Source organism: Undibacterium sp. TJN25 (assembly GCF_049339885.1).
Taxonomy (GTDB): domain Bacteria; phylum Pseudomonadota; class Gammaproteobacteria; order Burkholderiales; family Burkholderiaceae_D; genus Undibacterium.
Genome location: NZ_JBMPPM010000001.1, coordinates 116,302 through 133,630, shown reverse-complemented (window position 1 = coordinate 133,630; position 17,329 = coordinate 116,302). Strand labels below are relative to the sequence as shown.

The 17,329-nt window shown below is 56.1% G+C and carries 17 protein-coding genes; 10 read left to right on the top strand and 7 right to left on the bottom strand.

All coding sequences use genetic code 11. From position 1 onward, the window contains the following. Positions 1-12 precede the first annotated feature (12 nt). From ACO0LO_RS00560 to ACO0LO_RS00545, 4 genes are all read right to left on the bottom strand, one after another. Positions 13-1,509: a protein adenylyltransferase SelO gene (locus ACO0LO_RS00560; RefSeq protein WP_422962249.1), complete on the bottom strand. Its 1,497-nt coding sequence runs from the start codon at positions 1,507-1,509 to the stop codon at positions 13-15. Between the two features lie 238 nt (positions 1,510-1,747). Further along, positions 1,748-3,541 (bottom strand): chemotaxis protein CheA, encoded by a 1,794-nt coding sequence (locus ACO0LO_RS00555; protein ID WP_422962248.1) that lies wholly within the window; start codon positions 3,539-3,541, stop codon positions 1,748-1,750. Then, complete coding sequence (locus tag ACO0LO_RS00550; protein ID WP_422962247.1) at positions 3,541-4,275, bottom strand: protein phosphatase CheZ; 735 nt, start codon at positions 4,273-4,275, stop codon at positions 3,541-3,543. The genes ACO0LO_RS00555 and ACO0LO_RS00550 overlap by 1 nt, the downstream gene beginning before the upstream one ends. 251 nt (positions 4,276-4,526) lie before the next feature. After that, on the bottom strand, positions 4,527-4,991 hold the full coding sequence (locus tag ACO0LO_RS00545; RefSeq protein WP_422962246.1) for a putative toxin-antitoxin system toxin component, PIN family: 465 nt from the start codon (positions 4,989-4,991) through the stop codon (positions 4,527-4,529). Positions 4,992-5,006: 15 nt separating this feature from the next. Here ACO0LO_RS00545 and yaaA point away from each other — a divergent pair, with 15 nt between their 5' ends. Further along, entirely contained in the window at positions 5,007-5,783 is a 777-nt protein-coding gene (gene yaaA / locus ACO0LO_RS00540; protein WP_422962245.1) for a peroxide stress protein YaaA, read from the top strand. Positions 5,784-5,855: 72 nt separating this feature from the next. Here yaaA and ACO0LO_RS00535 read toward each other — a convergent pair whose 3' ends face one another. Further along, a complete protein-coding gene (locus ACO0LO_RS00535; RefSeq protein WP_422962244.1) occupies positions 5,856-6,659 on the bottom strand; it encodes an outer membrane protein assembly factor BamD in 804 nt (267 codons plus the stop codon). A 44-nt stretch (positions 6,660-6,703) separates the two neighbouring features. Here ACO0LO_RS00535 and ACO0LO_RS00530 point away from each other — a divergent pair, with 44 nt between their 5' ends. Both ACO0LO_RS00530 and pgeF read left to right on the top strand, forming a co-directional pair. After that, positions 6,704-7,735 (top strand): RluA family pseudouridine synthase, encoded by a 1,032-nt coding sequence (locus tag ACO0LO_RS00530; protein ID WP_422962243.1) that lies wholly within the window; start codon positions 6,704-6,706, stop codon positions 7,733-7,735. Further along, positions 7,732-8,541 (top strand): peptidoglycan editing factor PgeF, encoded by an 810-nt coding sequence (pgeF, locus tag ACO0LO_RS00525; RefSeq protein WP_422962242.1) that lies wholly within the window; start codon positions 7,732-7,734, stop codon positions 8,539-8,541. Before ACO0LO_RS00530 ends, pgeF begins: the two co-directional genes overlap by 4 nt. Positions 8,542-8,600: 59 nt before the next feature. On the opposite strand, the gene ACO0LO_RS00520 is transcribed toward pgeF, so the two are convergent. Then, positions 8,601-8,876, bottom strand: coding sequence for a hypothetical protein (locus ACO0LO_RS00520; RefSeq protein ID WP_422962241.1), 276 nt, complete (start codon positions 8,874-8,876; stop codon positions 8,601-8,603). Positions 8,877-9,015: 139 nt separating this feature from the next. On the opposite strand from ACO0LO_RS00520, the gene phaC reads away from it, so the two are divergent. From phaC to ACO0LO_RS00485, 7 genes are all read left to right on the top strand, one after another. After that, on the top strand, positions 9,016-10,734 hold the full coding sequence (gene phaC, locus ACO0LO_RS00515) for a class I poly(R)-hydroxyalkanoic acid synthase (protein WP_422962240.1): 1,719 nt from the start codon (positions 9,016-9,018) through the stop codon (positions 10,732-10,734). Between the two features lie 46 nt (positions 10,735-10,780). Next, positions 10,781-11,521, top strand: coding sequence for a 3-ketoacyl-ACP reductase (locus ACO0LO_RS00510; protein WP_422962239.1), 741 nt, complete (start codon positions 10,781-10,783; stop codon positions 11,519-11,521). A 306-nt stretch (positions 11,522-11,827) separates the two neighbouring features. After that, positions 11,828-12,382, top strand: a complete 555-nt coding sequence (gene phaR, locus ACO0LO_RS00505) for a polyhydroxyalkanoate synthesis repressor PhaR (RefSeq protein WP_422962238.1) — start codon at positions 11,828-11,830, stop codon at positions 12,380-12,382. A gap of 119 nt (positions 12,383-12,501) precedes the next feature. After that, the gene (rimO, locus tag ACO0LO_RS00500; RefSeq protein WP_422962237.1) at positions 12,502-13,881 is read left to right on the top strand and encodes a 30S ribosomal protein S12 methylthiotransferase RimO; all 1,380 of its coding nucleotides are present in this window, start codon (positions 12,502-12,504) and stop codon (positions 13,879-13,881) included. Beyond that, positions 13,881-14,372 (top strand): hypothetical protein, encoded by a 492-nt coding sequence (locus ACO0LO_RS00495; RefSeq protein ID WP_422962236.1) that lies wholly within the window; start codon positions 13,881-13,883, stop codon positions 14,370-14,372. The genes rimO and ACO0LO_RS00495 overlap by 1 nt, the downstream gene beginning before the upstream one ends. A gap of 91 nt (positions 14,373-14,463) precedes the next feature. Continuing rightward, positions 14,464-15,636 carry a cystathionine beta-lyase gene (locus ACO0LO_RS00490; RefSeq protein ID WP_422962235.1) on the top strand — a complete coding sequence of 391 codons (1,173 nt, stop codon included), beginning with the start codon at positions 14,464-14,466 and terminating at the stop codon, positions 15,634-15,636. A 20-nt stretch (positions 15,637-15,656) separates the two neighbouring features. Beyond that, positions 15,657-16,073, top strand: a complete 417-nt coding sequence (locus ACO0LO_RS00485; protein ID WP_422962234.1) for a hypothetical protein — start codon at positions 15,657-15,659, stop codon at positions 16,071-16,073. Positions 16,074-16,198: 125 nt separating this feature from the next. On the opposite strand, the gene ACO0LO_RS00480 is transcribed toward ACO0LO_RS00485, so the two are convergent. Further along, the gene (locus ACO0LO_RS00480; protein ID WP_422962233.1) at positions 16,199-17,308 is read right to left on the bottom strand and encodes a Gfo/Idh/MocA family protein; all 1,110 of its coding nucleotides are present in this window, start codon (positions 17,306-17,308) and stop codon (positions 16,199-16,201) included. Positions 17,309-17,329: the final 21 nt, after the last annotated feature.

Here is a 17,329-nt window from a genome sequence, read left to right as displayed (position 1 = left end):
TCAAAAAAACCGTTAAGAAGAACAGCTTACTTCCAGATGCAGGGCCCAGTCCGGCGGCAGGTCGGCATAGGCTTCATGCTCCTCCTGTTCGTCGAAAGGCGAGCGCAGTATTTGCAGCAGCTTTTCCACTTCCGAAAAATCTTTGTTCTCTGCCTTTTCTATTGCGACCTGGGCGAGATAATTCCTCAGTATATATTTGGGATTGGCAGTGCGCATCGCCTGCATGCGTTGCTCGTCACACCTGTCTTCGAACGCCAGACGTTCTTTATAAGCGTTAAGCCAGACGTCCAGTGTATTTCTGTCAATAAACAGATCCCTGAGCGGCTCGTCCGGCACACTGCTGTCGCGCTGCACCTTGCATAGCGCCCTGAAAGTCTGCGTGAAATCGGCATGGCTTTCTTGCATTAGCGCAAAGAAACGGTCGAACAGCTCGCCGTCGGCGGCTTCGCTAGTGGCAAGCCCGAATTTGCGGTGCAGCAGTTCATCCATCTTCCGTTTGTAGCTGTCCTGGTAGACGGACAGGGCTGCCTGGGTATCCTCCACACTGCCAATCAGCGGTAGCATGGCTTGTCCGAGCGCGTGGCAATTCCAATGGCCTATCGTCGGCTGCATACGGTAGGAATAACGGCCCTGGCTATCGGTGTGGTTGCAGATATGGCCTTCATCATAGGCCTCCATGAAGCCGAAAGGGCCGTAGTCTATTGTCAGGCCGAGGACGGACATATTGTCGGTATTCATGACGCCGTGCATGAATCCCACTGCCTGCCAATGCGCCATCAATTCGGCTGTGCGTCGCGTGACTTCGCCCAGTAGCGCCTGATAGGGATTGGCGTCCTCCCGCAATTCGGGGTAATAGTGTTCGAGCACAAAATCAGCTAGAGCTTGCAGCTCTTCCGGCTTATTGTTGTAATACCAATGCTCAAATGAGCCGAAGCGGATGAAACTGGGCGCCACGCGAGTGACTACCGCGCTGGTTTCCGGCTTTTCACGCATCACATATTGGTCCGATCCGGTAATGCACAAGGCACGCGACGTCTGGATGCCGAGCGCGGCCATGGCTTCCGAACACAGGAATTCACGGATGGAAGAGCGCAGCACCGCGCGGCCGTCGCCCATGCGGGAGTAGGGTGTCAACCCTGAACCCTTCAACTGGATTTCCAGGCGGGCAGACGGTCCCTTCGAGGCTACGTCCCCCAGCAGGATGGCACGGCCATCACCGAGCTGACCTGCCCAGACGCCGAACTGATGGCCCGAATAGACTGCGGCCAGTGGACGGCTGCCCGCCAGTAGCTGGTTGCCGGTAAATGCCTCGGTGAAGTTATCGCCAGACAAGGCGCTTGCCTCCAGCCCGATCAGTTCAGCGACAGGGGCGCTGCTGCAAACCAGGTAAGGGGACGGAAGAGGGGTCGGCTTCAGCGCAGTGTAAAAAGCGGAAGGCAGGCTGGCAAATCGGTTATCCAGCGTCAATGCATGCAGAGGAGTGGCCGCCTGCGGATCAATTACAGTCATTAGCTTGGTGCCGGCACTCTTGTGAAAGGAATCGCAGCATATAAAGAAGAAGTTAGCGCTATTGTGACAGAGTTTTATCTTATTCGTTCCGGCTTGCAAATGCGGCTGCCACCGGATTTGTTACTTATTGTAATGGCCAGTTTGCTGCGGTGGCTAAGAGAAAGGCCGGAATTCCTTGCGGGAAATCCGGCCTTTCGCGTGCGGCCTGCCTGCCGCCGCCATTACTGCAATTATTGTCTTACGCGGTCATTCTTTCGTGGTCATGGATCTTGCAGCCGTCGAGCAGGAAGGACAGGCCTATCACCAGCACCAGCTCTCCCTCGGCAGAGCGTGCGGTACCGGTAATTCCCGGCGTAGTGATACAGGTCAGCGGCTTGATCACCAGGTCGGCAGTGCCGTCCACGGAATCGACTGCGAGGATATACGGATTCGGCGCCGCGATGACGATACCTACGCGTTCGCTGCTCTTTTCGTAGCCCAATATCTGTCCCAGCGATTTGACCGGCAATGGCCGCCCCAGATCCCTGAGCACAGGCTGGCCGCCAACGCTTTCAAATGTATCGGGCAATTCCACCACGCGCTGCACCGTAGCCATTGGCAAGGCCAGCGAGGCCTCGGCAGTGCGCACCAGCATGGTAGGAACGATGGACAATTCAATAGGCAGCCTGATCAGGAAGGTGGTGCCTGTTCCCAATTGCGATGCAATGCGGATGGCGCCCCGGTGCCGTTCGACGGCGGTCTTGACCACGTCCATGCCGACGCCGCGGCCGGAAACGCTGGAAGCCACGTCCTTGGTAGAGAAACCAGGCAAGAACACCAGCTGGAAGGCTTCATCATCAGTACGCGCATCAGTGGGATTGATGAGACCCTTGGCGATCGCTTTTTCCCGCAGACGGTTGGCGTCCATGCCTTTGCCGTCATCAGTCACTTCGATCATGACGCTGCTGGCTTCCTGCCACGCTTTCAATGAGATCGTTGCTTTCAGCGGCTTGTTGGTGCCGGCACGTTCTTCCGCGGTTTCAATACCATGATCTAGCGCGTTGCGCAGCATGTGGACCAGGGGATCGTACAGGCTGTCAACGACGACGCGGTCGACTTCTGTTTCAGCACCGGAAATATTCAGGTCAACTTCCTTGCCCAAATCCTTGGCCAGTTCACGAATCAGGCGCGGGAATTTCTGGAACAGGCGGCCTACCGGCTGCATGCGTGTTGCCAGCGTGGCCCTTTGCAATTCGGTGGAGTAGCGCGAAGCCCTGGTCAGGGTTTCGGTCAAGGCCGACATCAGCGGTGCTGCCTGGCCATCGAATTTGAACTGCGACAGTTTTTCCAGCAGCACGGCAGCCTGGTTGGCGGCCTGCACGGACTCGCCGGCAACTTCCAGCAGCACGTCCAGCTTGACCGCGTCAATACGGATGCTTTCTTCCTTGGCCGGTGCGTTTTGCTTGACGTCAGGGCTGGACAGCGAGGACTTGACAGCTTCCTGTTCTTCCGCCGCTACGGCGACTTCCGGCAAAGTGCCCTCTGGAACGACAGCCCGGTAGTAGGCTTCCCAGTCCAGGCCGTCTTCACCTGCCGGCGCAGCAGCAGCTTGTTCCTTGACGGGCTCGGCTGCTTTTGCTTTTGCCGCAGGCTTTTTGGCTGAATTGGCTTTGCCTTCAATCGCGTCGGTCAGTATCTGTTCCAGCGATTTTGGCATCGTGGACAGCTGTTCCGGCGGTGTGCCGTTGTTCAGTGCGGTAAGCTGGTCGGCGACAAAGCCGCTGGCTTCCAGTGCTGCTTCAATCGCTACCGGCGTAACCGGCGCCTGGCCGGTGCGCAAGGCGTCGAACAGGTTTTCCGTCAGATGGCAGGCCGAGACCATCGCGGTCAGGTTCATGAAACCGGCGCCGCCCTTGATCGTATGGAAAGACCTGAACACGGCGTTCAGCGTATTCATATCGCCTGGATTGCGCTCAAGGGTGAGCAGATGTTCTTCTACATTTGTCGCCAGGTCCAGCGCCTCAACGACAAATTCTTTGAGCATGTCATCCATTAAAAGCCCAGACTATCAAGTAGGTTGTCTACGTCGTCCTGTTCTAATGCCGTCGTGGGGACGGAAGGGCCTTCCATCAGTTCTACTGCTTTTTCCTTGAAGTTCGCAGGGGCGTTGTCAATCAGTATCTGCGCCAGCTCATGTTCGACGGCCTTCGTGATCGCGACTACTTTCTTGATCAATTGCCCTGTCAGATCCTGGAAGTCCTGCGCCATCATGATTTCCAGCAGGCGGGCTTTTTCGGAGTCTGTCGACGCAATGACCGCATTGGCAAAGCCCTTGGAGTCATTCGCCAGTGCCTTGAATTCATCGACGCTGAGTTTCCCCGCAAACAGGTTCTGCCAGCGCGCATCCATTTCCTTGGCGCTTTTGGCCAGCGCATCCTGTTCAGGCATGCCGACGTCGGTGGCGTTGAGTACTTTGTTGGCGGCCTGTTCCGTCAGTGTGGCGACATATTCAAGCCTGCCCTGTGCATCGGTAATCTGCGACGCTACATCAGAAAGGGAGCGGTCATAGCCTAGCTCGCGCATGGAGTCGTGCAGCATGCGGACAATGCCGCCCAGCCTGTCGAACATCGGTTTGCCGGACTGGTCTTCACTGCCCTGGAAATTGAGTTTGGCCGCTGCCGGTTCGGGCGCTGCCGTTGCGACAGCAGCGGGCGCTGCAGCGGTTTCTACGCGCTGGTTTGCCATTTCTTCAAACAATGCATCCAGGTCATCTGCTGAATCGGTCATAGTCCTTCATTCTCCATAATCGCTGTGATTGCTTTGCAGACGGCTACAAATATCACGACTTACTTTACGTTCGTCACTTCATTCGGCTGCTGTTGTGGAATTGGTACGGCTACTGCGCGCAAGGACATCGGCGCACAGTGCAACAGCCCCTTTTACTCACACAGGCTTGATAGCGCCATAGTACAGGACTTCAATAAGCATAGGATAACCCTGAGCAACAAAATTTGTCATCTTTTAATTGTCAGGAATGGTTAAGCGGGATATTCCGCGACAAATTTTTCCGGCGTTTGTATCGTGTACAATCCGGCCTGCTTTGTTTTTCTTGCCAGCTTCAGCAACGCCTTGTCCTTGGTCACCAGGATGGCGGCGCCGGCATCGCGTGCCAGTTCCAGAAATTTCTGGTCATCCTTGTCACTGCAGACCGGCAGGCGCAGCGTGGATTTCGCGGTGGGGGCGATGCACTCGATATGCAGGTCAAACTGCTGTGCAATGCCGTCGCGCTGATCGTCGGCGATGGGCAGGTGCGGATAGTGCAAAACCGCCAGCCATTCTGCGCGGCAGTCGCTGCGCGTGACGGCCTTGATGCTGCCGTCCTTCAGGCCGCTCAGCAGGGTTGCCCAGCGCGGATCATGAAACACGAATAAATCCAGGCATACATTGGTGTCCAGCACGATGAGCCTGGACGGGGCCGGCAGGGTGTCGGTTGGAGTCGTCATTTTTATGTAGATATTATGTTAATTGTATTGTCGCCTGCGAAGTCGCTTGATTATGAAACGCCAGCCAGAAGCAGAACACATAGTTTACCGGTGTTTATGCAGGATGCAGAGCAATTAATTCAGGTCAGCCGGACTCTGAGCGTGGAACGGATTGCGGAACTGATGGCGATTTCCCCGGCGCTGGCGCAACTGAATGCGGAGCGTTTTGCCGCCTGGTCGCCCGAAGCCACCAAAGAAAATGCCCGCCAGGCTGTGTTCGCTTTTAATGGCGATGTGTACGAGGGGCTCGATGCCCGCAAGCTGGATGCCTCGCAGATCGCCTACCTGGAAAAACACTTGCGTATCCTGTCCGGCCTGTACGGCCTTTTGCGTCCACTGGATCTGCTGCAGCCTTACCGGCTGGAGATGGGTACGCGGCTGCCTAACCCTCGCGGTGCCAACCTGTATGCGTTCTGGGGCGAAAAAGTGACCGATGCGCTGAACGAGCAACTGGTGCAGCAGCGTAGCAAGCTGTTGCTTAACCTGGCGTCTGAAGAATATTTCAAGGTGGTCAAGCCTGCTTTGCTGCAGGCGCCTGTCGTCAGCCCGGTATTCCTGGACTGGAAGAACGGCCAGTACAAGGTCATTTCATTCTACGCAAAACGCGCGCGGGGCTTGATGGCGCGCTATTGTGCGGTGAATAAAATCCGCAAGCCGGAAGATATCAAGGGGTTTGACGTGGAAGGTTATCGTTTTGACGCGGCTGAATCCGGTCAGGACAGCTGGGTATTCAAGCGCAGGATCGCAGACTAGCACGGCGTGGAAAATAAGAAGGCCCCTGAATCAGGGGCCTTTTAAGATGCTAATACTATAGTGCGCGGATACTTATTTGCTCCAGAACTTCCACCATGGCGCTTTTTTGCCTTCGCTGTTTCCCAGGAAGGCGCTTTTCGGAAAGCTCTTCACGAATACGCGGTTGGCATCATCACGCAATTCAGTCATGCCCATATAGTCGTAGGCGCGCACCAGGATGAACAGCGCTTCTTCATTGGCCGGCGCGTCCGGATATTCCTTGATCGCGGACTGGGCACGGTTGGCGGCCGCCAGGAAAGCGCCGCGACGCAGATAATATTTGGCGACGTGCACATCGTATTGCGCCAGGGAGTTGACCAGGAACTTCATCCTTGCGGTTGCATCGGGCGCGTACTTGCTGTCGGGGAACTGGACAACGAGCTGTTTGAAAGCGTCAAACGCATCGCGGGCCGCTTTGGGGTCACGCTCGGTAATATCCTGGTTGGCGATAAAGTTCAGCAAGCCGAGATTGTCGTTGAAGTTGATAAGGCCGCGCAGGTAGTACATGTAGTCGACGTTAGGATGGTTGGGGTGCAGCTTGATAAAGCGCTCCACGGCAGCCAGCGCCTGGGCCTGATCGTCCTGTTTATAATAGGCATAGGCAACTTCCATTTGCGCTTGCTGGGCGTAAGTACCAAAAGGAAAGCGCGATTCCAGTCTTTCAAAATATTGAACGGCTTTTTCGTAACCACCATTATTCAGTTCGTCTTTGGCTTCAGCGTATAATTTTGCGGCGGACCACGTCCTTGTTTCATCGTTCTTGTCGCCTGTCGAGTTGCAGGCCGACAATGCGAGAATCAGGATGAGGCCAAGGAATTTTAAAGATTTAATTTGCATAAGTTTTTTGCATGAGCAGTAGAACGATTTACGGATTATAGCCGATGGGAATTAATGTGATACCAAACGAAGCAGCGATTTTGTCAGAACCCTTGATCGAACCACCGGACGGCGAGGTGGAAGAGGGGGATGATTTTGTTCCTCAGGCCGCACCGATCGAGTTGAAATTGACTCCCCAGGCTTGCGGGGAGCGGCTGGACAAGACACTGTCCAAGCTCGTGCCGCAATATTCCCGGAGCCGCATTCAGCAATGGATAGAAGCCGGATTCGTCACTGTGGACGGTCAGCCTGCGCGTGCCAAGATGACTGTGCTCGGTGATGAGAAAGTGAGCATTCTGCCACAGGCAGCGCCTGATGAGGGTGCTTATCAGCCGGAAAACATCCCTTTGGACATTATTTATGAGGATGAAGCACTGCTGGTGGTGAACAAGCCTGCCGGCCTGGTTGTCCATCCTGCCGCCGGGAACTGGTCAGGCACCATGCTGAACGGCTTGCTGTACCACTATCCTGCGCTGCTAGGTGTGCCCAGGGCCGGCATTGTGCACCGGCTGGACAAGGATACCTCCGGACTGATGGTCGTAGCCAAGACGCTCATCGCGCATACTGAACTGGTTCGCCAGTTGCAGGACCGTACCGTGAAGCGCGAATATTATGCCCTGGTCTGGGGCACACCCAAGCCTTCGGGCACGGTGGATGCCGCCATGGCGAGGCATCCGCGAGACCGCATCAAGATGGCGGTTTCGGAGAGCATGCTGGCCAAGCCGGCCATCACGCATTATCAGCGCATCGGCGCCGGCATGCTGGAGCGCTTTCCGGTCAGCCTGGTGGCTTGCCAGCTGGAAACCGGCCGTACTCACCAGATCCGCGTGCACATGCTGTCGCTTGGCTTTCCCCTGGTGGGCGATACTTTATATGGCAAGCAGCATCTTGCCCGCTTTTTCCCGCGCCAGGCATTGCAGGCCCGCAAGCTGGGCCTGATCCACCCGGTAACGGAAGAGCATGTCGAATGGGAAGTGCCTCTGGCTGCTGATTTCGCGGAATTGCTGCAGCAAGCCGGCATGAGCCTGCCTGCATGAGCTTGCGCGCTTCTGGCCTGCGCACTCCCTATCCGTTTGACGTGATAGAGCCCGGCTGGGAGGGCTTGCCGGCGTGCGTGCGCGCGTTTTCAACGACACGCTCCGGCGGCATCAGCCGGCAACCCTATGGAGGTGCTGGCGACAATGGTAGCGATGGCGGCGGAGGTTTGAATCTGGGTGATCACGTCGGCGACGATGCCGCTGCCGTAGCCGCCAACCGTGCCATCGTAAGGAATGCGATTTCTCCGGATGCCGACATCAGGTGGCTGTCGCAAGTACATGGCGTAGCCGTCTGCGATGCGGCGGCCGCTGCCGATGGCGCCAAGGCCGACGCCAGCAGTACGGCGCAAAAAAATACTGTCTGCGCAGTGATGACAGCGGATTGCCTGCCTGTGCTGTTCAGCGATTGCGAGGGCAAAGTCGTGGCCGCCGCGCATGCCGGCTGGCGTGGCCTGGCGGCTGGGATACTGGATAACACCGTAGCGCACATGCGTGAGTCCGGCGCCGGCGACATCGTCGCCTGGCTGGGGCCCGCCATCGGGCCGACCCGGTTTGAGGTCGGCGAAGACGTGTTGCAGGCATTTGCCGCACTGCCCGGATCCGGCGCATGCTTCGTGCCATGCGCAACGGCGCCAGGAAAGTATTACGCCGATATCTATGCGTTGTCGCGACAGGTGCTGGCGCGTGCAGGTGTGCAAAAAGTGGTTGGCGGCGTGCATTGCACCGTGATTGAAAAAGAACGCTTTTATTCTTACCGCAGAGATGGAGTCACTGGACGCATGGCAAGTTTTATCTGGCTGGAATAAATGAGGCTGTTAGTCACGCTGAATCTCGCTGGTTGACACTATTTCTGGCTGTTGCCGCATCAGTCTTTTTTAATTTCCACATCCGGTTCCGGACTGGCACCGGCAAGCGCAGTAGCGGCGTCATTCTGCGTTGCCTCATGTTGCGCTGCCGCATACCGTGCCTGCATTTCTGCCTTGCGCTGCTTTTTTCGCTGAGGGCTGCGCGCAAGATAGAAAATTATTGCTAAAGGCAACACACAGTACATTAAAAACGTCATAATTCCTGCAGTCACCGAAGACTCTGTGATGGACATCATGAAGACTACATAGATCCAGGCGATGGCGACGATATACATAAAGAAGTAGACTGGTGAAAGAAGGCCGGCAGATGGACCCGGAGCCGACAGTAAGTGCAAAGTTGGTTAGCCGGTCAGGAACAAACGGGCGCTGAGCCCGATTCGAGATGCAACGATACGCGAAAAACAGGAGGCACGCATGAAGACTTACGATCCTCAAGCTATGTACTCCGAATGGATGTCACAGCTGTCGAACCAAGGGCAATTGCAAGACTGGATGAAGCCGGCAACCGCCTTTACCGATGGCAGCATCATGGAGACATTGAAGGAAGTCGGCGCCCAGATCAGTCCAGCCGCCATGAGCAAGCTGCAAAGCGAGTACATGCAGGAGTTCGGCAAGCTGTGGCAGGATTTTATTGTGTCCAAAGTGCCGGATTTCACCGACAGGCGCTTTGCCTCGCCCGACTGGCATAACCATGCAATGCATGCCTACAGCGCGGCATCCTATCTGCTGAACACCCGGTTCCTGATGGCGATGGCGGAGGCGGTAGAAGCTCCTGAAAAGACGCGGCAAAAAATCCGTTTTGCAGTACAGCAAATGACGGATGCCATGTCGCCGGCCAATTTCCTGGTGACCAATCCCGAAGCGCAGGCGAAGCTGATAGAAAGCAAGGGCGAGAGCCTGGCCAAGGGTATCTCGCAGATGCTGGCCGACATGCAAAAGGGTCGCATCTCGCAAACAGACGAGTCGGCCTTCGAGGTGGGCCGCAATGTTGCCACGTCCGAGGGCACGGTCATCTTCGAAAACAAGCTGTTCCAGCTGATTCAATACACGCCTCTGACCAAAACAGTGCACCAACGGCCTCTGCTGATGGTGCCGCCTTGCATCAACAAATTCTACATCCTGGATCTGCAGCCTGAAAACTCCGTCGTGCGCTACGCGGTGGAGCAGGGGCATGCGGTATTCCTGGTGTCGTGGGCCAATCCGGACGAGAACATGGCCGACGTCAGCTGGGACGACTACATCGAAGATGGCGCCATCAAGGCAATCCACCTGGTGCAGGAAATCAGCAAGCAAAAAGAAATCAACGGCTTCGGCTTCTGCGTGGGCGGCACCATTATTTCCACTGCGCTGGCGGTGCTGGCCGCGCGCGGCGAACATCCCGTCAGCAGCCTGACGCTGCTGACCACCTTGCTGGATTTCTCTGATACCGGCGTGCTGGATGTATTTGTCGACGAGGTGCAGGTGTCCATGCGCGAGCAGACGATAGGCAAGCACGGGCTGCTGCCGGGCAAGGATCTGGCCAGCACTTTTTCCAGTCTGCGCGCGAACGATCTGGTCTGGAATTATGTGCAGTCCAACTACCTGAAAGGCGAGAGTCCTACGCCTTTCGATCTACTATACTGGAATGCAGACAGTACCAATTTGCCCGGCCCGATGTTTTGCTGGTACCTGAGGAATACCTACCTGGAAAACAGCTTGAAGGTGGCGGATAAACTGCACGTTGCAGGAGCCGCCGTTGACCTGGGCAAAATCGACGTGCCTACCTTTGTCTACGGGTCGCGGGAAGACCATATTGTGCCGTGGCAGGCTGCGTATGCATCCTGCAATATCCTGAATCGCAAGAGCAAGGGGAAAAACCGGTTTGTGCTGGGGGCATCAGGCCATATTGCCGGTGTGGTGAACCCTCCCGCCAAAAAGAAAAGGAGCTACTGGACTAATGACAGCTTGGGGACGGATCCCGAAAGCTGGTTGAAAGGTGCGACGGAGCATGCTGGAAGCTGGTGGCCGGTATGGGCCGGTTTCCTGGCCGAGCATGGCGGCAAGATGATCAAGGCGCCCGGAAAACCCGGGAACGCCGAGTATCAGGCAATAGAGCCGGCACCTGGACGATATGTCAAGGTACGAGCGGATTAAGCAGCGCAGGCGAGACCAATATGAATAGACCAATAAGGAGACAAGTATGTCAAAACGTATAGCATATGTAACTGGTGGCATGGGCGGTATCGGAACTCCTATCTGCAGGCGCCTTTGCGCGGACGGATTTGTCGTCGTCGCGGGCTGTGGCCCCAATTCTGCGCGCAAGGAGAAATGGCTGGCTGACATGCGCGCTGAAAATTGCGATATCCACGCATCCGAAGGCAATGTGTCGGATTGGGATTCGACCAAGACTGCGTTTGAGAAGGTCAGGGCGGAGATCGGCGAGATCGACGTGCTGGTCAACAATGCCGGTATCACGCGCGATGGCCAGTTCCGCAAGATGAGCAGGGAAGACTGGTATGCGGTCATGGATACCAACCTGAACTCCCTTTTCAACGTCACCAAGCAAGTCATTGACAGCATGGTTGACCGCGGCTGGGGTCGTATCATCAATATCTCTTCCGTCAACGGCCAGAAAGGGCAGTTCGGGCAAACCAACTATTCCACTGCAAAAGCCGGTATCCACGGTTTTACTATGGCGCTGGCGCAGGAAGTAGCCACGAAAGGCGTGACGGTAAATACCGTGTCTCCAGGTTATGTGGGTACCGATATGGTGCGTGCAATCCGTCCTGATGTACTGGAAAAAATTGTTGCCGGCATCCCAGTCAAACGTCTGGCGGAGCCTAGCGAAATTGCTTCCATCGTTGCCTGGATTGCGTCCGATGAAGGCGGCTATGCAACCGGTTCAGACTTCTCCATCAACGGTGGCCTGCACATGGGCTAAATTTGATGTTGCTTTTATGTAAAAAGCCACATCATAATGATGTGGCTTTTGCATGTTTGATTTATATTCAGGAATCGGTATTTTCTGCGAGATTTCTTGGCTGAAATAAAACGATGTAATATCCGTCGATATGCGTGCATAATCAACAGGCAAATATATTAGAATTAAAAAAGGGACAAGCCGGACAAGGTTGCTGCCACTCTACGCAACTACCGGTTTATTTGGATGGATTTGGCGTGACAGGCAGGCTTTCTTGCAAGCTGCCTGATCGACTCAAGCGCTAGGATGTCACTAATTGAGAATTCGATGAATAGTGTAAAGAAAACGACACAGCACCTGATCAAGAAATATCCGAATCGCCGTTTGTACGATACGCAGACCAGCAGCTATATTACGTTGGTCGATGTAAAACAATTTGTTTTGGAAAATGATGATTTTGCTGTCATCGATGCCAAGACCAACGAAGATTTAACCCGCAGCATCCTGCTGCAGATCATCCTGGAAGAAGAAGCCGGCGGAGCTCCCATGTTTTCCAGCGTGGCCCTGTCGCAGATCATCCGCTATTACGGCCATGCAATGCAGGGCATGATGGGCTCTTATCTGGAGAAAAACATCCAGGCGTTCATTGACATCCAGAACAAGCTGGCTGAAAACTCCAAGGGCGTCTATGAAGGCAAGCCTTTCAGCCCGGAAATGTGGGCGCAGTTCATGAGTGTGCAGGGACCGATGATGCAGGGCATGATGGGCAACTACATTGAGCAGAGCAAAAATCTGTTCGTGCAGATGCAGGAGCAGATGCAGAGCCAGACCAAGAACATCTTCGGCGTTTTCCCGTTTGTTCCTGAAGATAAGAACAAATAAGCAATAATCAGTGGGCAATAACGTTGATTCTGCTTAATTATTGGGCAGTTGCCAGGCAATGAAGAACATGAAAGGGGTACAATAGCGGATTCGTTTATCCGCTTTGTACTCCTTTTTTTATGTCTATTGAACAAATAACAAGACCGGGCGCTGCCGCCAACCCTAAAGTGGGTTTTGTCTCCCTCGGCTGTCCAAAAGCGTTGGTCGACTCAGAGCAAATCCTGACGCAACTGCGCGCCGAAGGCTACGACACTGCCAAGTCCTATGACGGCGCCGACCTGGTCATCGTCAATACCTGCGGCTTCATCGACGCTGCGGTGCAGGAGTCGCTGGACGCCATCGGCGAAGCGCTGAGCGAAAACGGCAGGGTCATCGTGACCGGTTGCCTGGGCGCCAAGAAAGACGCCAGCGGCAACGATATCATCATGGCCGTGCATCCAAAAGTGCTGGCCGTGACCGGTCCGCATGCGCTGGGCGAAGTCATGGACGCCGTGCATATTCACCTGCCTAAACCGCATGCGCCGTTCCTCGACCTGGTGCCTGCGCAAGGCGTCAAGCTGACGCCTAAGCACTATGCCTACCTGAAAATATCCGAAGGCTGCAACCATCGCTGCAGCTTCTGCATCATTCCATCCATGCGCGGCGATCTGGTGTCGCGTCCGATTGCAGATGTGATGATGGAAGCAGAAAATCTGTTCAAGGCCGGCGTCAAGGAGTTGCTCGTCATTTCCCAAGATACCAGCGCCTACGGCGTGGACGTCAAGTTCCGCATGGGTTTCTGGAACGGCAAGCCGGTCAAGACTCACATGACGCAGCTGGTGGAGGCCCTGGGCTCGCTGGCGAAGCAATACGGCGCCTGGGTACGCCTGCATTACGTGTACCCCTATCCGCATGTAGACCAGATCATTCCTATGATGGACGGCAATGTGCTGCCTTATCTGGACGTGCCGCTGCAGCATGCGCATCCGGCAGTACTGAAACGTATGAAACGCCCGGCCAGTGGCGAGAAAAATATAGAGCGCATCCGCGCCTGGCGTGAAATGTGTCCGGACATCACGATACGCTCGACCTTCATCGCGGGCTTCCCAGGTGAAACCGAAGAAGAATTTGAATACTTGCTGGACTTCCTGAGAGAAGCCGAAATCGACCGCCTGGGATGCTTTGCCTATTCCCCGGTGGAAGGCGCGACAGCAAATGAACTGGACAATCCCGTGCCGGAAGAAGTGCGCGAAGACCGCCGCCGCCGTGTGATGGAACTGCAGGAAGGCATTTCCAAAAAGCGCCTGCAGGCCAAGGTCGGCAAGACTGTACGCGTACTGATCGATTCCCTGGACCGCAGCGGCGGCGTGGGACGTACGTCGGCGGATGCTCCTGAAATCGACGGCGTGGTGTATGTCAAGCCGCCTTATGAGCCGAACCGAAAACTGAAAGTCGGCGAATTCGTCGATGTCACCATCACCGCTGCCGATGCGCATGATTTGTGGGGCGAGGCGGTCTGATGCGTGTAATGCTTGGCAGGATCTTGCTGTCGGCAACGCTGGCAGCCTTGCTGCCGCTGGCGGCAATTGCGCAGCAAACATCAGCGGCGCCTGCATCCAGCACCGCGTCCGGCACTTCGTCCAATACAGCAACGCCTTTTGCTGCTCCGGTCGTGTTGCGCGGCAAGCTCGGCAATGAGTCTGTACAAATGCGCCTGCAGCCCAAGTTGGAAGATCCCGATAGCGTGGAAGGTGACTACTTTGTTTTCGGTAAGGGTAGCAAGATATTGCTGGCAGGCGAAGCCTCCGGCAAAGCGCTGACGATGGAAGAGTCGGAAGACGGCATTGACGTCTCCGGCCAGTGGGATGGCAAGCTGGATGGCAAGACCTTGCGTGGTACCTGGGTGTCCGATGACGGTTCCATCAGCAAGGAGTTTGTGCTGGATATCCAGCCTGCCAGCGCCAAACCGGCCAAGCCCGGCAGCAAGCCGGTTAAAAAATCCACTCCCTAGTGTCAGCCGGGTCGCGGCCCTGTTACCATAGCAGATAGAAACATTGCCGCACCCGGTGCGGCAAACCTTGATTTATCTGATATGAGCTAGCATGACAGACAAACTCCACCTCAATACCTCCCTCGTCCACAGCAACTATTCCGCTCCTCCCAATTTTGGCGGACTGCAACCCCCGGTGCAGCATGCGTCGACGGTGATCTTTGATAATGTGGCTGCCATGCGCTCGCGCAGCTGGGAGGACAAATCCTCCTATACCTACGGCCTGCACGGCACGCCGACCAGCTTCACGCTGGAAGCCAGGCTGGCGGAAATAGAGCAGGGCGCTTATTGCCTGCTGGCTCCCAGCGGTCTGGCGGCGATTGCAATGGTGGATTTTGCGTTGCTGCAATCGGGCGATGACGTGCTGTTGCCGGATAATGTGTATAACCCCAATCGCGAGTTGGGCGACTGGCTGACCAGGAGCTTTGGGCTGACAGCGCGTTATTATGACCCCTTGGTCGGTGCGGGAATTGCGGAACTGATACAGCCGAATACCCGGCTGATCTGGACCGAAGCGCCCGGTTCGGTGACGATGGAAGTGCCCGATATTCCTGCCATCTGCGCGGCGGCCCATGCGAAGGGCGTGCTGGTGGCAATCGATAATACCTGGTCCGCCGGCATTGCCTTCCCGGCCTTTGAGCATGGCGTGGACATCATCATGCAGGCGCTGACCAAATACCAGTCCGGCGGCTCCGACGTATTGATGGGCGCCATCATCACGCGCGACCAGGCCTTGAACGCCCGGCTGCAGGCGGCACACATGCGGCTGGGTTTCGGCGTGGGCATGGATGACGTGTATCTGGTGCTGCGCAACCTGAGTTCGCTGAAGCTGCGTTTCGACGCGCATGACCGCAGCGCGAGAAAAGTCGCCGCCTGGCTGCAAACCCGGCCCGAGATCAGCAAGATGCTGCATCCCGCCTTGCCGGGCTGTCCCGGCCATGAATTGTGGCAGCGCGATTTCAGCGGCGCAGGCGGCCTGTTCTCGGTGATGTTCAATCCTCGCTATACCGAAGCGCAGACCGACCGTTTTGTTGATACGCTGAAGCTGTTCAAGATCGGGTTCAGCTGGGGCGGCGCGCACAGCCTGTGCGTGCCTTACCGCATCAGGCAGATGCGCCAGAATTGGCCCTACGAGGGCACCCTGGTGCGCTTCAACATCGGGCTGGAAGACGCGGATGACCTGATTGCAGATATTGAGCAGGCATTTTCGGTGCTGGACACATGAGGCTATCCGCCGGGAGGAAAATGAATCCGCATCTGACAAAATTCTTTCTGGCGGCAACTGCGGCGCTGGGATTGCTCGCAACCACGGGCGGTGCTGAGGCCGCGGTGACAAAATCACTGTGCGTAGGCACCTTTTCCAACCTCGCGATCAATCCTGTGGGCGGCGAATTTACCGGCATGGAAATCCGCGTGGCGCAGACCGATATCGGCTACCGCGCGACGGTTCAGATTGCGGAAGGCGGCGCGGGTATTTTGTTGCTGGTGGATGTCGAATGCGATGGAAACGAAATGAGCTTTCATCTGCCGGCCACCAATACGGACGTGCATGGCAAATTCACCGGCACCGTCAGCAAGCAGAATCTGAAAGGCGATATCAGCTTTGACGATAAAAGGACAGATCGCGTCTTCCTGCTGCGGCGCAAAAGTTACTGGGATTAGTATGCCGGACGAGTTTCCGATGCGCGGGTAGCCCCGATTCATTGCACATCCTTGCGTATGCTGCCATCGCCGGCGCTTGACCGGCCTGATGGCAGCGACGCAGCTGCGTCTTGAAAAGTTCTCCCTTATGATGCATCAATCATAATTTTGCGGCCTTTGGCTGCGGATTGTTCGATCGCGTCAATCAGGCGATGCAGTGTGACTGCGTCGGCAAAGCTGGGGGCTGTGTGCGTGCCATTTTTGAGGTCGGCAGCCAGCAGCGCATAATTATTCGCGACATTTGTCCCCATGCCGAGTTCCGAGCCGACGAGTTTGTATTCTGCAGGTATTTCCAGCTCGTGTATAAGGGCATCATCGTCGCGACCGCCGTGAACGGTTGTCGCGCCTATGCCCGGATAGCCTAGCGAACTCGTAACGACGAGATCGCCGCGCGTGCCGTTGATTTCCAATCGGAAATTGGTGCCGCGCGACATGCCGCCGCGGACATGCGCGGATACGACGGTGCCGTTTTCAAGAGTTCCATTGACGGCAATCTGGTCGGGCGTCTGCATGGCGAGGATTTCTCCTGTTTCGATCACCTGGGCAGTTTTGCGCCGGCTCTCCAGTGTAGCCGCGACGTCGGCAAAGCGGGTATCCAGTGCAAAGCATAGCGCATCAGCGGCATGCGAAAATGCGACGTTGAGTATTCCAGCGCCGTTTTTAGGATCCAGGGTATAGGCAAATCCCGCCGGGATCATGGCTCCGCCGATAATGCCGGAACCGACCAGCGTAGCGGACAGCACTTCACCGACATAGTCTTGCCGCACCATGTCCCGGACGAAATTCATTTCCGGCGTCGCGCGCGATTGCAGGCCCACGGTCGCGGATACCTTGTGCTGCTCAGCCAGTCGCTGCAATTCCAGTGCTTCCTGCAAGCCATTCCCGAGCGGCCATTCGCAGTACACGGATTTGCCGGCTTTGATGGCGGCGCTTACCAGCTCAAAATGGTAGGGTACCTTGACGGTGACGACGACCAGGTCCACGTCCGCGCAGTTCAACAGGTCTTCATGCCGTTGAAAGAAGTGTGGCACTTTGAATTTTCGTGCCGCCTCTTCGGCGGATGCCAGTGTTGAATTGGTCAGGGCGACGACTTCAAAGTCAGGCGATGCCTGCAGTGCAGGGAGGTGGGCTGTTGTCGCCCAGCCTTGCGTTGGGTGGACACCGATGATGCCCACGCCGATTTTTCCGTTTTTCATTTTATTTCCTCGTTGGTTAGA

Bases quoted from the DNA above. Each gene is read 5' to 3' on its own strand.
- ACO0LO_RS00560 (WP_422962249.1), bottom strand. From the start codon at position 1,509: ATGACTGTAATTGATCCGCAGGCGGCCACTCCTCTGCATGCATTGACG.
- phaC (WP_422962240.1), top strand. From the start codon at position 9,016: ATGAAGACTTACGATCCTCAAGCTATGTACTCCGAATGGATGTCACAG.
- rimO (WP_422962237.1), top strand. From the start codon at position 12,502: ATGTCTATTGAACAAATAACAAGACCGGGCGCTGCCGCCAACCCTAAA.
- ACO0LO_RS00555 (WP_422962248.1), bottom strand. From the start codon at position 3,541: ATGGATGACATGCTCAAAGAATTTGTCGTTGAGGCGCTGGACCTGGCG.
- yaaA (WP_422962245.1), top strand. From the start codon at position 5,007: ATGTTAATTGTATTGTCGCCTGCGAAGTCGCTTGATTATGAAACGCCA.
- ACO0LO_RS00480 (WP_422962233.1), bottom strand. From the start codon at position 17,308: ATGAAAAACGGAAAAATCGGCGTGGGCATCATCGGTGTCCACCCAACG.
- ACO0LO_RS00485 (WP_422962234.1), top strand. From the start codon at position 15,657: ATGAATCCGCATCTGACAAAATTCTTTCTGGCGGCAACTGCGGCGCTG.
- ACO0LO_RS00535 (WP_422962244.1), bottom strand. From the start codon at position 6,659: ATGCAAATTAAATCTTTAAAATTCCTTGGCCTCATCCTGATTCTCGCA.
- ACO0LO_RS00495 (WP_422962236.1), top strand. From the start codon at position 13,881: ATGCGTGTAATGCTTGGCAGGATCTTGCTGTCGGCAACGCTGGCAGCC.
- ACO0LO_RS00550 (WP_422962247.1), bottom strand. From the start codon at position 4,275: ATGACCGATTCAGCAGATGACCTGGATGCATTGTTTGAAGAAATGGCA.
- pgeF (WP_422962242.1), top strand. From the start codon at position 7,732: ATGAGCTTGCGCGCTTCTGGCCTGCGCACTCCCTATCCGTTTGACGTG.
- ACO0LO_RS00545 (WP_422962246.1), bottom strand. From the start codon at position 4,991: ATGACGACTCCAACCGACACCCTGCCGGCCCCGTCCAGGCTCATCGTG.
- phaR (WP_422962238.1), top strand. From the start codon at position 11,828: ATGAATAGTGTAAAGAAAACGACACAGCACCTGATCAAGAAATATCCG.
- ACO0LO_RS00520 (WP_422962241.1), bottom strand. From the start codon at position 8,876: ATGTATATCGTCGCCATCGCCTGGATCTATGTAGTCTTCATGATGTCC.
- ACO0LO_RS00490 (WP_422962235.1), top strand. From the start codon at position 14,464: ATGACAGACAAACTCCACCTCAATACCTCCCTCGTCCACAGCAACTAT.
- ACO0LO_RS00530 (WP_422962243.1), top strand. From the start codon at position 6,704: ATGGGAATTAATGTGATACCAAACGAAGCAGCGATTTTGTCAGAACCC.
- ACO0LO_RS00510 (WP_422962239.1), top strand. From the start codon at position 10,781: ATGTCAAAACGTATAGCATATGTAACTGGTGGCATGGGCGGTATCGGA.